The organism is Geobacillus stearothermophilus ATCC 12980 (genome assembly GCF_030369615.1).
GTDB lineage: Bacteria > Bacillota > Bacilli > Bacillales > Anoxybacillaceae > Geobacillus > Geobacillus stearothermophilus.
On the sequence record NZ_CP128494.1, the window covers coordinates 1,102,741 to 1,117,942 of the forward strand.

A 15,202-nucleotide genomic window follows, 5' to 3' on the forward strand; every position below is an offset into this window, starting at 1 on the left:
TGACGCTATACTATGGTAGTGTGTGATGGAAGAAATTTGCGAGGAAGGCGGGCGGCCAACAAAGCGCCTGCGATCTACATTATTACGAATGAGGAAAGGAGATTGCGATGAACGAAAAACAACGGTTGGAACAAACAGCGCAAATTGAGACGGCAAGCCATCCAGCGGACAGAAAATCCGCCTTGGACCGGCTGAAGGAAAAAACGACGAAAGACTACGAGAAATATTTCACGAAAGTGTTTTTGCCGCCGAATTTGAAAGAAGCGAAAAAGCGCGGCAAAGAGGAAATTCAATATGTAAAAGACTTTGCGATTCCGGACGAGTTCCGCGGCATGGGGCGCGGGCGGAAGTTTTACATCCGCACATACGGCTGCCAGATGAACGAACATGATACGGAAGTGATGGCCGGCATTTTCATGGCGCTCGGCTATGAGCCGACCGACCGTCCGGAAGAGGCAAACGTCATTTTGCTCAACACGTGCGCGATCCGTGAAAACGCGGAAAACAAAGTGTTCGGCGAGCTCGGCTACTTAAAGCCGCTCAAAACGACCAATCCGGACTTGCTTCTTGGCGTGTGCGGCTGTATGTCGCAAGAAGAAGCGGTCGTTAATAAAATTTTAAAGCAATACCAATATGTTGATATGATTTTCGGCACGCACAACATCCATCGACTTCCTTACATTTTGCATGAAGCATATATGTCAAAAGAAATGGTTGTCGAGGTGTGGTCGAAAGAAGGCGACGTTGTCGAAAACTTGCCGAAAGCGCGAAAAGGCCGCATTAAAGCATGGGTCAATATTATGTACGGCTGTGACAAGTTTTGCACGTATTGCATCGTTCCGTATACGCGCGGCAAGGAGCGAAGCCGCCGTCCGGAAGACATCATCCAAGAAGTGCGCCAGCTCGCCGCCCAAGGCTATAAAGAAATCACGCTGCTTGGGCAAAACGTCAACGCTTACGGGAAAGACTTCACCGACATCCAGTACGGCCTTGGCGATTTAATGGATGAGCTGCGCAAAATTGACATTGCCCGCATCCGCTTCACAACGAGCCATCCGCGCGACTTTGACGACCGGCTCATCGAAGTGCTCGCCAAACGCGGCAACTTGGTTGAGCATATCCATCTGCCGGTGCAATCGGGCAGCACAGAAATTTTAAAAATGATGGGCCGCAAATATACGCGCGAGGAGTACTTGGAGCTCGTCCGCAAAATTAAAGCCGCCATTCCGGACGTCGCGTTGACGACGGACATCATCGTCGGCTTCCCGAACGAGACGGACGAGCAGTTTGAAGAAACGCTGTCGCTTTACCGCGAAGTGGAGTTTGATTCAGCGTATACGTTCATTTACTCGCCGCGCGAAGGCACGCCGGCGGCGAACATGAAGGACAACGTGCCGATGGAAGTGAAAAAAGAGCGGCTCAAGCGGCTCAACGACCTTGTTCAAGAAATCGCGGCCAAGAAAATGAAGCAATACGAAGGCCAAGTCGTCGAAGTGCTCGTCGAAGGCGAAAGCAAAACGAACCCGGACGTGCTGGCCGGCTACACACGCAAAAACAAGCTCGTCCACTTCGTCGGCCCCAAATCGCTCATTGGCCAATTGGTCAACGTGCGCATTACAGAAGCGAAAACGTGGACGCTGACGGGCGAATTCGTGAATGAAGCGATCGAGGTGAACTGATATGGCGAAATATACGCGGGATGAAGTGCTGGCGCAGGCGAAGCAGTTGGCGAAAATGATCGCCGAAACCGAGGAAGTCGACTTTTTCAAACGAGCGGAGGAAAAAATCCACCAAAATGAAAAAGTGCGCACATTGATCAACGAACTAAAATCGCTGCAAAAACAAGCCGTCAACTTGCAACACTACGGCAAACATGAGGCGCTCAAGCAGGTCGAGGCCAAAATTGACGCCATTTACGAGCAGCTCGAACAAATTCCGATCGTGGGCGAGTTCCAGCAGTCGCAAGCTGAGGTGAACGACCTGCTTCAGCTCGTCGCCTCGACGATTTCGAATACGGTGACCGATGAAATTCTCGCTTCGACGGGCGGCGATGTGCTGCGCGGCGAAACAGGTGCTGCCCTTCGCTACAACAAGCACGGCGGCTGCCATTAATGGCATGCGGCTCAAAAGCGTCCTTCGGGGCGCTTTTTTTCTTATGGGCGCGCTCTCCCTTCCCCCAAACCGCGGGCGGCTGCCTGGCGGCAAAAAAGAAGGCACATCGAACGGAGCAGGCGCATACAATGAACTATACGGAATAATGATTCATTTGCTGTGCACATTAGCGGAGATGGCGCATAGGATGAAATGAAGATTCATTTGAGGAGGGTTCCGTTCGATGTCTGAATACAGAGAAATTATTACGAAAGCCGTTGTTGGCAAAGGCCGCAAGTTTACACAATCGACCCATACGGTGACGGCGCCGAACCGCCCGTCAAGCATTCTTGGCTGCTGGATCATCAACCACCGTTATGAAGCGAAAAAATGCGATAAAACGGTCGAAATTCACGGCCATTATGACATCAACGTCTGGTATTCGTACAACCACAATACAAAAACCGAAGTCGTCACCGAAACGGTGTCGTATACGGACGTCGTCAAATTAAAATATCGCGACAAAGATCATTTAATCAGCGATGACACCGATGTCATTGTCCGCGTCATCCAGCAGCCGAACTGCCTCGAATGCACGATTTCGCCAAACGGCAATAAAATCGTTGTCGATGTTGAGCGGGAGTTTGTCGCCGAAGTGATCGGCGAAACGAAGGTGTGCGTTGCCATCAATCCGGAAGGATGCGGCAAGGACGACGATTTTTGCGACGAGGATGACCTTGATGAAGAATTAGAAGATTTAAGCCCAGATTTGCTGCTTGGCGAAGAAGAATAAAACTAGGAAATTTCTTTCCTAGTTTTTTCTTTTGCCGCTTGTTATAATAGTAGCGCAATCAACGAGCCTTCGGGCCGAAAAGGTTGGGGAGAAGCGATGCCATCGTACACACCGATGATCCAGCAATATTTGCACATTAAAGCGCAATATCCGGACGCGTTTTTATTTTTCCGGCTTGGCGATTTTTACGAACTGTTTTTTGACGACGCCATCAAGGCGGCGCAAGAGCTGGAAATTACATTAACAAGCCGCGACGGCGGCGATGAACGGGTGCCGATGTGCGGGGTGCCGTACCATTCGGCGCAAGGATATATTGAACAGTTAATCGAAAAGGGATATAAAGTCGCCATTTGCGAACAAGTCGAAGACCCGAAAACGGCCAAAGGCGTCGTTCGCCGCGAAGTGGTGCAGCTCATCACCCCAGGGACGCTCATGGAAGGCAAAGGGCTCACCGAGAAGGAAAACCACTACTTGGCGGCGCTCACGCCGTTTGCTGATGGTACATACGGATTGGCTTACGCCGATTTGTCGACCGGCGAGATTCGGCTCACGCTTCTTTCTTCGTGGGAGGAAACGGCAAACGAATTGCACGCCGTTGGAGCGCGGGAGATCATCGTTGCCACAGACAGCGGCGAAGAGTGGGTGCGCGAGCTGAAAGAGCGGTACGGGGCGGCGGTCTCTTATGAGGACGACACATCGCTATGCGACGAATGGAACGGCGTCATCGGCCATGTGGTGCAAGAAAAGCTGCGGCAGGCCGCAGCCCGTTTGCTTCATTACCTCGTCCGCACGCAAAAGCGGCGGCTCGATCATTTGCAGCCGGCTGAGTTGTATCAAGTTGACCACTATATGAAAATGGACCGACATTCCAAGCTGCATTTGGAATTGGTCGAAACGGTGCGGTCAAAAGGAAGGAAAGGCTCGTTGTTATGGCTTTTGGATGAAACGGTGACAGCGATGGGCGGGCGGCTCTTAAAACAATGGCTGGACCGGCCGCTCATTGATCGGCGCGAAATCGAACGGCGCCTCGATTTTGTGGAAACGTTGAAAACGAGCTATTTTGAACGGCAGGAGCTGCGCGACAGGCTGCGCGGCGTTTACGACATTGAGCGCCTTGTCGGCCGAGTCTCCTACGGCAACGCCAATGCCCGCGATCTCGTGCAGCTGAAAAAGTCGCTTCTTCAAGTGCCGGCGCTCCGTCAGACGGTCGGCGCGCTGCCGCTCGCTGAAGCGGACAAGCTGTGCGAGCGCCTTGACCCGTGCGAAGAGCTCGTCGATTTGCTCGAGCGCTCGATTCAAGAACAGCCGCCGCTTTCCGTCAAAGAAGGGAACCTCATCAAAGACGGGTATGACAAGCAGCTCGATCGCTACCGCGATGCGAGCCGCAACGGCAAAGCGTGGATCGCTGAACTTGAGGCGAAAGAGCGGGAAGCGACCGGCATCAAATCGCTCAAAGTCGGCTACAACCGAGTGTTTGGCTACTATATTGAAGTGACAAAGCCCAATCTCCCCCTTGTTCCGGAAGGACGTTACGAGCGGAAGCAGACGCTCGCCAACGCCGAGCGGTTTATCACCCCGGAGTTGAAGGAAAAAGAGGCGCTCATTTTGGAGGCGGAAGAAAAAAGCATCGAACTCGAATATGAACTGTTTGTCGCCATTCGCGAGCAGGTGAAGCAATACATCCCGCGCCTGCAGACGTTGGCGAAAGCCATTGCCGAGCTTGATGTGCTTCAATCATTCGCAACGATCAGCGACGAGTATCGCTACGTGCGTCCGCAGTTTTCCACGGAGCGCGTCTTGGTGATTCAAGGCGGCCGCCACCCGGTTGTCGAAAAAGTGCTCGGCGCGCAAATGTACGTGCCGAATGACTGCTACATGAACCGCGAGCGGGAAATGCTGCTCATCACTGGACCGAACATGGCTGGAAAAAGCACGTACATGCGGCAAGTGGCGCTCACCGCCGTCATGGCGCAAATCGGCTGTTTCGTTCCCGCCGAGCGGGCGGTGCTGCCCATTTTTGACCAAGTGTTCACCCGCATCGGCGCTGCTGACGACCTGTCGGCAGGACAAAGCACGTTTATGGTCGAAATGTTGGAGGCGTGCCACGCCATCGATCATGCGACACAAAACAGCCTCATTTTGTTTGATGAAATCGGGCGCGGCACATCGACGTACGACGGCATGGCGCTCGCCCAGGCGATCATTGAGTACATTCACGACCATATCGGCGCGAAAACACTATTTAGCACCCACTACCATGAACTCACCGCCTTGGAGCGTTCGCTCCCGCGGCTTTCGAACGTCCATGCCCGCGCCATCGAGGAAAACGGCAAAGTCGTCTTTTTGCATCAAATCGCCGACGGGCCGGCCGACAAGAGCTACGGCATTCACGTTGCCGAACTGGCCGGGCTGCCGGCTTCGCTCATTGAACGCGCGCGGGCCATTTTAGCGGAACTGGAGAAAGCGGCGGGAAAACAGGAAGCCGCCGCAGGCAGGATGGACGATGGCGCTTTGGCGGAAGCGGGTTTGGCTTTTCAGGGGAACGAAGCGTTAGACGTCGGCAGCAAGGTTGAGCGCGAGAAGGCCTCCCGTCCGTCAGCCGGCGCGGCGCGGGATGGCGTTTTGGCGGAAGCGGCGTTTGAGCAGCTGAGCATGTTTCCTGACCTTGCCCCGGCGCCTGTGGAGCCGCCGCTTTCAAGCAAAGAGAAAAAGGCGCTCGCGGCGCTGAAAGAGATCAATTTGCTCGAGATGACGCCGCTTGAGGCGCTCAACAAACTGTATGAACTGCAAAAGCTCCTCAAGTAAAGGAGGGAGGCCCGATGGGACGCATCCGCAAGCTCGATGACCTGCTGGCAAACAAAATCGCCGCCGGCGAGGTCGTCGAGCGGCCGGCTTCGGTCGTCAAGGAGTTGGTGGAAAACGCCATTGATGCCCATAGTACGGTCATCAACATCGAGCTTGAAGAGGCGGGAATGGCGAAAATCCGCGTCATCGACAACGGCGATGGCATGGAGGAAGACGACTGCTTGCTCGCTTTTGAACGTCATGCGACAAGCAAAATTCACAACGAGCACGATTTGTTCCGCATCCGCACGCTCGGGTTCCGCGGTGAGGCGCTGCCGAGCATCGCTTCTGTATCCGAAGTGGAGCTGACGACCGGCACGGGCAGCGGACCGGGAACGAAGCTTGTGCTTCAAGGCGGCGCACTCGTCTCCCGCGAGCGGGCGGCGGGGCGCAAAGGGACGGATATTACCGTATCGAACTTGTTTTTCAACACCCCAGCGCGCTTGAAATATATGAAAACGATCCACACCGAGCTCGGCCATGCGGCTGACGTCGTCAACCGGCTGGCGCTCGCCCATCCGGACGTATCATTTCGCCTCCGCCACCAGGGCAAAACATTGCTTGCCACCAATGGCAGCGGCGATGTCCGGCACGTGCTCGCCGCTATTTACGGCGCCGAGACGGCGAGACAAATGATCCCCATCGAAGCGGAATCGCTCGATTTTACCGTTCGCGGCTACATTTCGCCGCCGGACGTGACGCGCGCCTCGCGCAACTACATCTCGCTTGTTGTCAATGGCCGCTATGTGCGCAGCGTGCCGCTCATAAAAGCGATTGAAGCCGGCTACCATACGCTCTTGCCGATCGGCCGCTATCCGATTGTGTTTTTATCCATTGAAATGGATCCGGTGCTTGTCGATGTCAACGTCCATCCGGCAAAGCTCGAAGTCCGCTTTAGCAAGGAAGCAGAGCTGAATGAGCTCGTCACAGACGCCATCCGCCAGGCATTTCGCGAGCGGACGCTCATTCCGTCCGTATCTGCCGACAGCAAGATGGCAAAACCAAAGGCGGAGCAGGCGGCTTGGACGTTCACTCATCGCGTCCGCGAGCCGTCTGTCTTATCGAGCGACATCGGCGGCGGGGAAGATGCGACCGCCCCTTTTGCGCCGCTAACCGGTGACGCACCGGCTGAGCGGCCATCCGCGGCTGTGCGGACGGATGAATGGGGAATACCGGACGAACATGGGCCCGCTTTCGAGCGAAAGCAGGAGGAAGAGGTGGGAGAAGAACGGCGTGCCCTCCGCTTGCCGACAGATGGGCAAGCGGAAGATAAAGCGGCGGCCGATCGCCTGCCGCCGCTTTATCCGATTGGACAATTGCATGGGACGTACATTTTGGCGGAGAACGAACATGGGCTGTATATGATCGATCAGCATGCGGCTCAAGAGCGGATCAACTATGAATATTTCCGGAAAAAACTCGGCGAAGCCACGAAGGAAGTGCAGGAGCTGCTCGTTCCGTTGATGTTTGAATATCCAGCCGACGAGTACGAGCGGATCGCCGCCTGCCGCAATGAGCTGGCGCGCTGCGGCGTGTTTCTTGAGCCGTTTGGGCCGCGGGCGTTTCTCGTTCGCTCCCATCCGACGTGGTTTCCGAAAGGGAGAGAAAGGGAAATCATCGAGGAAATGATCGAACAAGTGTTGGCGGCCAAAACGGTCGACATCAAGCAATTGCGCGAACAAGCGGCGATCTTAATGAGCTGCAAGCGCGCCATTAAAGCAAACCAACATTTGCGCCAGGATGAACTGTTCGCTTTGCTTGAGGCGCTGCGGCAGACGACGGACCCATTTACTTGTCCCCACGGCCGGCCGATCATCGTTCATTTTTCGACATATGAAATTGAAAAACTATTTAAACGGGTGATGTAGCCTGCGCCCCCTTTGTGCGACAAAGGGGGCGCTTTTTGTAATCGTTTTGTAATCTACTTTTATTCTTTCTGTTACAGACGGATTGCTTTGATTTTACTATAATGGCTCATGTGTAGGAATACGTGGTGAATTTTGTAGAGTGATAGCGAATTTTGTATAAACATGGATACATAAAGATGGATACATCGACGTCATAGGGGGATGCAGCATGAAAAAAACGGTTATATTGACAAGCACGTTGATCGGTTCCTTGTTGGCCGGCCACGCGGCATCGGCGGCGAGCTATACGGTGCAAAAAGGCGATACGCTTTGGAAGATTGCCCGGCAATCCGGCACGACGGTCGCAGCGTTAAAGCAAGAAAACGATTTGTCTTCGGATTTGATTTTTCCCGGACAAGTATTGCGCGTCAATGAACCAAATAAATCAAACGAATCTTCTTCGAATACATATACGGTCGAGCCTGGTGATACGCTAAGCGGAATCGCCCGCAAGTTTAGCACGACTATGGATGCGCTGCTCAAGCTCAATCCAAGCATTACGAACCCAGACTTCATTCGCGCCGGGCAGAAGTTGCAAGTAGCAGGGGGACAGGAACGTTCCAATACATACAATGTGCAGCCGGCAGCCGTGCCGACAAGCGGCCGGTATATCGTGCAGGCGGGGGATACGCTGCTTGGGATTGCGAACAAGTTTCAAACGACGGTCGACCGTCTATTGGCACTGAATCCACAAATTACAAACCCGAACATTATTCGCATTGGCCAAGCCATTAAAGTGGCGGGCGGAACGACTGATGTCCGGGAGGCCAAGCAGCAGGTGTCGGCCGCCAACTCGGCTGCCACTGAGTCGTCCGCATCGCTTGCCGACCGAATCATCGATATTGCGGAAAAATATTTAGGGGCGCGCTATTTGTATGGAGCAAGCCCGTCGCGCACCGATGTGTTTGACTGCTCATCGTTTACGATGCGCGTTTTTGGCGAAGCCGGCATTTCGCTGCCGCGCACATCCATCGCTCAGGCGCAAGCGGGAAGAACGGTGTCGTTTGGCCAGTTGCAAAAAGGCGATCTCGTCTTTTTTGATACCGATTCGAACGGCACAATCAACCACGTCGGCATTTATGCTGGCAACGGGCAAATGATCAACGCCACCGTTTCGCTCGGTGTCACGTATTCGTCGCTCACGTCCTCATATTGGAAAACGCGGTTTGTAAAAGCGGTCCGGGTGCTTAACTAACGGGATGCGTATGGACGTCGGCTTAAACATAACCGAATGCGGCGGAAGGCTGCTCGCATAAAGCACATTTGTGGCTTTGGCGGGCAGCCTTTTTTTATGCATCCCGTGCAAAGATGTTGCTTCAGCTGCTGATCGTCACAACCAAGGGAATCATAAGGCCTGTCAATCATTTCGTACATCCTATAATAAGAAAAGGTGTCCCGTTGCTTGAGGGACACCTTTGGTCATTATTGGATGGGTTTTTTCGCTTTTCGCGTCACTTCCTCCTGAAATGAACGGATAAGGGACAGAACGATCAAAATCATGATGATCGCAAGCGGGAATGCAGCGATGATCGAAGCGGTTTGCAACGCTTGCAGACCGCCAGTCCACAGCAAGATCGCCGCAGCTGCCGATTGAATGATGCCCCAGACGAACTTGACCGAATTTGGCGGGTTTAAACTGCCCTTAGTGGTTTGCATGCCGAGCACAAACGTTGCTGAGTCTGCCGATGTGACGAAAAATGTGCAAATGAGCAAAATGGCAATTCCCGAGAGCAATGGAGCGAATGGGAAATGTTCGAATGTAAAAAACAGAGCTATTTCTACTCCTTTTTCATTCATTACCTCGCCAATGCCGGCATGTTGGAACTGCTCCAAATAAAGAGCTGAGCCGCCAAACACGGAAAACCAAAGGGCGCTGAAAATCGTTGGAACCGCCAAGACACCGATCATAAATTCACGGATCGTGCGCCCACGGGAAATGCGAGCAATAAACGTCCCCACAAACGGCGCCCATGCGATCCACCACGCCCAATAAAAAATGGTCCACACTTTCGGCCAATCATTTTGCTCGAACGGGTTGAGCCGGAAACTCATCGAGGGAAGATTTTGTAAGTACGTCCCGATCGTCGACGTGAACACATCCAAAATAAAATTCGTTGGACCGGCAAACAGCATGAACAACATAAGCAACAATGCGAGCGCAATATTGATGTTGCTCATCCATTTTATGCCTTTGTTTAGGCCGGTTTGCGCCGAGAGCATAAACAGAGCCGTGACAACCACAATGATGAGCAGTTGTGTTGAAATAGAGTTTGAAATATTTGGGAACAACTGATGCAATCCCCCACTGATTTGAATGGCTCCCAGCCCTAGCGAGGTGGCGACGCCAAAAATGGTTGCGTATACGGCTAGCGTATCAATGGCTACACCGAGACCGCCTTCTGTCCGCGCTCCTAGCAACGGGCGCAGCGTGCGGCTGATGACCCCGGCTTCTCGCTTGCGAAACTGGAAGTAAGCGAGCGCCAAGGCAAGGACGCCGTAGATCGCCCATGGATGCAGCCCCCAATGGAAAAACGAGTAGCGCATGGCCAGACGGGCCGCTTCCGCCGTTGCCTCTTCTCCTGTTGGCGGCGTGTAATAGTGGGACACCGGTTCGGCCACTCCCCAAAACACTAACCCGATTCCCATTCCGGCGCTAAACAGCATGGCAAACCACGTCATATAGCTGTATTCCGGTTCTTCCCCGTCGCGGCCGAGGCAGATATTTCCGTAACGGGAAAAAATAAGAAACAAAGAAAACGCCAAAAACAACGAAGCGCTGAGCAAATAAAACCAGCCGAATTTATCGATCAGAAACGAGTGCACCGCGTTGCTGACCGCCTTTAAATTGTAGCGTGGCAGCAAAGACTCCGGAACGACTCCCCAAATAATAAACACAATGGCGATCACAATGGAAATAGAAAAGACGCTTGTTGTTTTTTTCATCTCATTCCTCCTTATTTGTACAATAATCTCATGAGGATCGTGTTAGCGGTTTTGGGGCTTTGCACTTTTAGGGTAACAAAATTCGACAATGAATACAAACGATCCAAATTTTTGACGCATATCATTTTGTGCCATGATTTTTTATCGTGTAAAATAAAATACTTGTAGTTTACCAAAAAAGGAGGTTATTTGTATGAGCAGCCGCCTGTCGGTCATGGTCAGCATCGTGCTGGCGATGCTCGTCGCGTCCATGGATACGACCATCATGAACACGACAATGCCGATCATCGCCAAAGAGCTTGGAGGGTTTTCTTTGTACGCCTGGGCGTTTGCGTCATACATGATTACAACGACCGTCCTGTCGCCGATTGCCGGCCGTCTGTCCGACCTGTTTGGCCGCAAAAACGTATTCAGCTTTGGCATCATTTTATTTTTGATTGGCTCGCTTCTTTGCGGTTTGTCGCAAAATATGGTGCAACTCGTCCTGTTCCGCGCCGTACAAGGGGTCGGCGCCGGGTTTATGATGCCGTTTCCGGCCATTATCGCCGGTGATTTGTTTCCGGTGGAAAAGCGCGGAAAGATCCAGGCGTTTTTTACCGCCATGTGGGGCATTTCCGCCGTCTTGGCGCCGCTTTTAGGCTCGCTGTTTGTCGAATACGCGACATGGCGCTGGATTTTTTATGTCAACATTCCCATCTGCTTGCTCTCGCTTGTGACGTTGTTTCCATATAAAGAAGTATATGAACCGAAGCGGGCGGCGGTTGATTATATGGGCGCGGTGCTGTTTGCGGCGGCGATCAGCTTGCTTTTGCTCGTCACCGTCGTTGCGCGGGGGCAATGGTGGTACGGGGCGGCCGGCGCGCTCTTACTTGTTGCGTTTTACTTTTTCGAAAAACGGCAGCCGTCTCCGCTCGTGCCGCTTTCACTTGTTCATCACCGCACGCTCAAATGGATGAACATTAACGGCTTTGTCAGCTGCGTCGCGCTGTTTGGCACGTCAAGCTACATTCCGCTCTTTTTGCAAAATGTTGCTCATTTATCGGTATTTATCAGCGGCGTTGCCTTGCTTGGCTCGTCCGTTGGCTGGATGATCGCCGCCGTGCCGGCCGGGAAATGGATTTTGCGCTATGGCTACCGTCCGCTTCTCATCATCGGCAATGTGCTGCTGGTTGCGTCCGGCCTGCTTCTGGCGCTGCTGAACGAAAGTCACGGATTTTGGTATGTTTTTTTCGTCATGTTTGTCCAAGGGCTGTCATTCGGGTTGACGTCGACCGTTGGGGTCATTGGCTCGCAGCAGCTTGCCGACGCTCATGAAAAAGGAATCGCGACATCCTTTTTTATGTTTTGCCGCAATATCGGCACGGCGATCGGCGTGACCGTCATGGGAGCGTTTTTGACGAAGGCGCCGACGTTTATGACCGGCATCCATCATTTGTTTTTATTCGGCCTCATTGGCAGCATCGCCGCGCTTGTCACCTCGCTTTTCATTCATGATGAAGCCGAAGCCGGCCGAAACACGTGGCAGCCGGAAGGAACGGCGTAAGGCGGGGAAGCGGCATGGGTGCGGCCTGTTTGCTCTTTGCGAGTTGACGGTGAAAGAGGAGGCTCATTGAGAAAATCCAGTTGATTTTCTCAATGAAGCAGGCCTTTTCATCAAAGATGGCAAAAGAGCCAAAAAAACCCTAAACATTGTCTGTGATCATCCGATAATGTAGATAGAACAACATACTGATTCACAGAAGGAGGATTTGCCAATGAACATGAAAATGACCGTGCGCAGAAAACTGCTGGCTGGGTTTGGCCTTGTCTGCGTATTGATTGTATGGCTAGTCGGCTTTTCTTATTACGAAATTTCCAAACTGAACGGTACATATACTGTCATTGACAAACGGGTGCCGAAGCTCGTCAACGTCAAGGAGCTGGAGGTGCTCATCCACCGCCAAGTCGGCAGCATGCGCGGCTATTTGTTGACTGGCGATGAGACGTTAAGGAAAAACTTTGAAAAAGCGCATGAGGAGTACAAGAAAATAAGCGAAAAGCTTGCGGCGAAGCTGACGCGGGAAGAAACGAAACAGCAGCTTGCCGAGCTCGATTTGCTTGAACAGCAGTTTTACGAACTTGGGCAAAAAACGTTCGACTTAAAAGCGCAAAACAAACCGGAGCAGTACATCGCCCTTGTGACCACAACAGGGCGCGACTTAACAACCCAATTTGATGAAAAGGTGAATCAATTGGTCGCTCTCCAGGAGCAGGAAATGAAGAAAGCTAATGATGATGCGAGCGCATCGGCGGCTGCGGTCAAGCGGCTGATCATCATCGTCGGCTTGTTGACGGTGGCGGCTGGAGCGACCGTCAGCTATTACATCAGCCGCTCGCTTTCCCGCCCGCTATTGGTGCTGTCGGATGCGGCTGGTCGGATCGCTGCCGGCGATTTGACCAAGACGAAAACCGGCGTCCGCAACCGGGACGAAATCGGCGAGCTGGCCGCTTCGTTTGAACAAATGGCCCAAAATTTGCGCGAAGTGCTAAAGGAAGTGGCGCAAAACGCCGAGCAAGTCGCCGCTTCGTCGGAGGAGCTGGCAGCGAGCGCCGAACAGACGAGCAAGGCGACCGAGCAAATCGCCATGACGATTCAGGGCGTTGCTTCCGGCATGGACAAGCAAATGCGAAGCGTGGAAGAAACGTCCGCCGCGGTCGATTCGATGTCTGAGAGAATCGAGCAAATTTCCGGACGGGCGCAAAGCGTGTCCGCCATCGCTAGTGAGGCGTCGAGACAAGCGGCTGAGGGCGGGCAAACGATCGAGGCGGGCGTCGCGCAAATGAACAAAGTGAACGATACGGTCGAGCGGCTGGCTGACCTCATTAAAGGGCTTGGCCACCGTTCCGAGCAAATCGGCTCCATCATCGAAGCAATCCGCAGCATCGCGGCGCAGACGAATTTGCTTGCGTTAAATGCCGCGATTGAGGCGGCGCGCGCCGGCGAGCACGGGCGCGGCTTTGCCGTCGTTGCTGACGAAGTGCGGAAGCTCGCCGAGCAATCGGCCCAATCGGCCCAGCAAATCGCGGAATTGATCGATGCCATTCAAGAAGAAACGGTCCATGCCGTCCAATCGATGGAGTCGGTCGTCAACGAAGTGACGGCCGGAACGAACGTCATTCGCGCCTCGGGAGAAATGTTCGCCCGCATTCGCGCCGCCGTGGACGAAGTTGCGGCGCAAATCCGCGACGTATCCACCGCGGTCAGCGACATGGTCTCTTCTTCGGAGCAAATGGTGCGCTCCGTCCGGCTTGTCGCTGACGTGGCCGAGTCGACATCGGCCGGTGCGCAGGAGGTGTCGGCGGCGACCGAGGAACAGCTGGCCTCGATGGAGGAAATTTCAGCTTCGGCCGCGTCGCTCTCGAAAATGGCGGACGATTTGCAGGCGATTGTCAACAAGTTTTCATTATGATGAGCGCCTTTTATGGCGTTCATTTTTTTTCATATGGTTATGGCGAAAGGGAAGAAAGGCGATTTTTCGCGCTGTCATGTATAAAACGATTTGTGGATGGAGAAAACGTATGAAAGAAATGGTTCCATGCACAGCTGTTTTTATGTATAATGATGGTTGACACAAGTCCCACAACAGAAAGCAGTGACGCGCTATGGCTGAGAAAGTCGCCGTCATCGTCGGGCCGACGGCGGTCGGCAAAACGAAGCTCGGCATCGCGTTGGCGAAAAAGCTGGGCGGAGAGGTCATCAGCGGCGATTCGATGCAAATTTATAAAGGGATGGACATTGGCACGGCGAAAGTGAAGCCCGATGAGATGGAAGGAATCCCGCATCATTTGCTGGACATCAAAGAGCCGTGCGAACCGTTTTCCGTCGTCGAATTTCAGCGGCTTTGCCGTGCGCTCATCACCGAGATTTCGGCGCGCGGCCGGCTGCCGATCATCGTCGGCGGCACCGGGCTGTACATTCAGGCAGCCCTTTACGATTACCAATTTTCCGCCGCCCCTTCCGACGAAGCGTACCGCCGGGCGCTCAAACAGCTGGCGGCCGAGCAAGGAGCCGAAGCGCTTCACCGGCGGCTTGAGGCGGTTGATCCAATAAGTGCGGCCCGCATTCATCCGCACAACATCCGCCGCGTCATCCGCGCCTTAGAAGTGTATCACTCGACCGGAAAGCCGTTCAGCGAGTGGCAGCAAGGGCAGTCAAAGCGGCTTTTGTATGAGGCGGCCATCGTTGGCTTGACGGCGGAGCGGGAGGCGCTTTACCGCCGCATCAACGAGCGGGTCGATGAGATGATCGCCGCAGGGTTGATCGAAGAGGCGAGGGCGCTTTATGACCGCGGCCTGCGCGACTGCCAGGCGGTGCAAGCCATCGGCTACAAGGAGCTGTACGACTATTTTGACGGCCGCGTTTCCCTTGATGAAGCGATTGAGCTGCTGAAACAAAATTCGCGCCGCTATGCGAAACGGCAGCTCACTTGGTTTCGCAACCAAATGCCGGTGAAATGGTTTGACATGACCGACGCTGGGCAGTTCGCCGCCAAGGTGGAGGAAATTTCTCGCTATGTAGCAGGAAAGCTTCAACTTGAAGCGAATATATAATTATATCCTTAGAGAGAAAAGAGGAGGACGTTTG

10 protein-coding genes are annotated in these 15,202 nt (G+C 53.6%); 9 read left to right on the forward strand and 1 reads right to left on the reverse strand.

Annotated features, from left to right (window positions below; genetic code table 11):
• Positions 1-107 precede the first annotated feature (107 nt).
• From miaB to QSJ10_RS05940, 6 genes are all read left to right on the forward strand, one after another.
• Positions 108-1,679, forward strand: a complete 1,572-nt coding sequence (miaB, locus tag QSJ10_RS05915) for a tRNA (N6-isopentenyl adenosine(37)-C2)-methylthiotransferase MiaB (protein WP_033017278.1) — start codon at positions 108-110, stop codon at positions 1,677-1,679.
• Between the two features lies 1 nt (position 1,680).
• On the forward strand, positions 1,681-2,112 hold the full coding sequence (locus QSJ10_RS05920) for a YlbF/YmcA family competence regulator (RefSeq protein ID WP_033012165.1): 432 nt from the start codon (positions 1,681-1,683) through the stop codon (positions 2,110-2,112).
• Between the two features lie 223 nt (positions 2,113-2,335).
• Positions 2,336-2,884 (forward strand): outer spore coat protein CotE, encoded by a 549-nt coding sequence (locus tag QSJ10_RS05925; RefSeq protein WP_015374452.1) that lies wholly within the window; start codon positions 2,336-2,338, stop codon positions 2,882-2,884.
• A gap of 96 nt (positions 2,885-2,980) precedes the next feature.
• Entirely contained in the window at positions 2,981-5,689 is a 2,709-nt protein-coding gene (mutS, locus tag QSJ10_RS05930; protein ID WP_053532779.1) for a DNA mismatch repair protein MutS, read from the forward strand.
• 14 nt (positions 5,690-5,703) lie between these two features.
• Entirely contained in the window at positions 5,704-7,596 is a 1,893-nt protein-coding gene (gene mutL, locus QSJ10_RS05935) for a DNA mismatch repair endonuclease MutL (protein WP_033017280.1), read from the forward strand.
• Between the two features lie 208 nt (positions 7,597-7,804).
• Positions 7,805-8,830, forward strand: a complete 1,026-nt coding sequence (locus QSJ10_RS05940) for a C40 family peptidase (RefSeq protein ID WP_053532778.1) — start codon at positions 7,805-7,807, stop codon at positions 8,828-8,830.
• A gap of 227 nt (positions 8,831-9,057) precedes the next feature.
• On the opposite strand, the gene QSJ10_RS05945 is transcribed toward QSJ10_RS05940, so the two are convergent.
• Positions 9,058-10,578, reverse strand: coding sequence for a glycine betaine uptake BCCT transporter (locus QSJ10_RS05945; RefSeq protein ID WP_053532777.1), 1,521 nt, complete (start codon positions 10,576-10,578; stop codon positions 9,058-9,060).
• Positions 10,579-10,771: 193 nt separating this feature from the next.
• Here QSJ10_RS05945 and QSJ10_RS05950 point away from each other — a divergent pair, with 193 nt between their 5' ends.
• The 3 genes from QSJ10_RS05950 to miaA all read left to right on the forward strand — a co-directional run bounded on the left by QSJ10_RS05950 (position 10,772) and on the right by miaA (position 15,168).
• Positions 10,772-12,121: an MDR family MFS transporter gene (locus QSJ10_RS05950; protein WP_053532776.1), complete on the forward strand. Its 1,350-nt coding sequence runs from the start codon at positions 10,772-10,774 to the stop codon at positions 12,119-12,121.
• A gap of 211 nt (positions 12,122-12,332) precedes the next feature.
• Positions 12,333-14,027, forward strand: coding sequence for a methyl-accepting chemotaxis protein (locus QSJ10_RS05955; protein ID WP_053532775.1), 1,695 nt, complete (start codon positions 12,333-12,335; stop codon positions 14,025-14,027).
• 193 nt (positions 14,028-14,220) lie between these two features.
• Positions 14,221-15,168, forward strand: a complete 948-nt coding sequence (miaA, locus tag QSJ10_RS05960; protein WP_033017285.1) for a tRNA (adenosine(37)-N6)-dimethylallyltransferase MiaA — start codon at positions 14,221-14,223, stop codon at positions 15,166-15,168.
• Positions 15,169-15,202 lie beyond the last annotated feature (34 nt).

Excerpts from the sequence above, each read along its gene's own strand:
- miaB (WP_033017278.1), top strand. The coding sequence starts at position 108 with ATGAACGAAAAACAACGGTTGGAACAAACAGCGCAAATTGAGACGGCA.
- QSJ10_RS05920 (WP_033012165.1), top strand. The coding sequence starts at position 1,681 with ATGGCGAAATATACGCGGGATGAAGTGCTGGCGCAGGCGAAGCAGTTG.
- QSJ10_RS05925 (WP_015374452.1), top strand. The coding sequence starts at position 2,336 with ATGTCTGAATACAGAGAAATTATTACGAAAGCCGTTGTTGGCAAAGGC.
- mutS (WP_053532779.1), top strand. The coding sequence starts at position 2,981 with ATGCCATCGTACACACCGATGATCCAGCAATATTTGCACATTAAAGCG.
- mutL (WP_033017280.1), top strand. The coding sequence starts at position 5,704 with ATGGGACGCATCCGCAAGCTCGATGACCTGCTGGCAAACAAAATCGCC.
- QSJ10_RS05940 (WP_053532778.1), top strand. The coding sequence starts at position 7,805 with ATGAAAAAAACGGTTATATTGACAAGCACGTTGATCGGTTCCTTGTTG.
- QSJ10_RS05945 (WP_053532777.1), bottom strand. The coding sequence starts at position 10,578 with ATGAAAAAAACAACAAGCGTCTTTTCTATTTCCATTGTGATCGCCATT.
- QSJ10_RS05950 (WP_053532776.1), top strand. The coding sequence starts at position 10,772 with ATGAGCAGCCGCCTGTCGGTCATGGTCAGCATCGTGCTGGCGATGCTC.
- QSJ10_RS05955 (WP_053532775.1), top strand. The coding sequence starts at position 12,333 with ATGAACATGAAAATGACCGTGCGCAGAAAACTGCTGGCTGGGTTTGGC.
- miaA (WP_033017285.1), top strand. The coding sequence starts at position 14,221 with ATGGCTGAGAAAGTCGCCGTCATCGTCGGGCCGACGGCGGTCGGCAAA.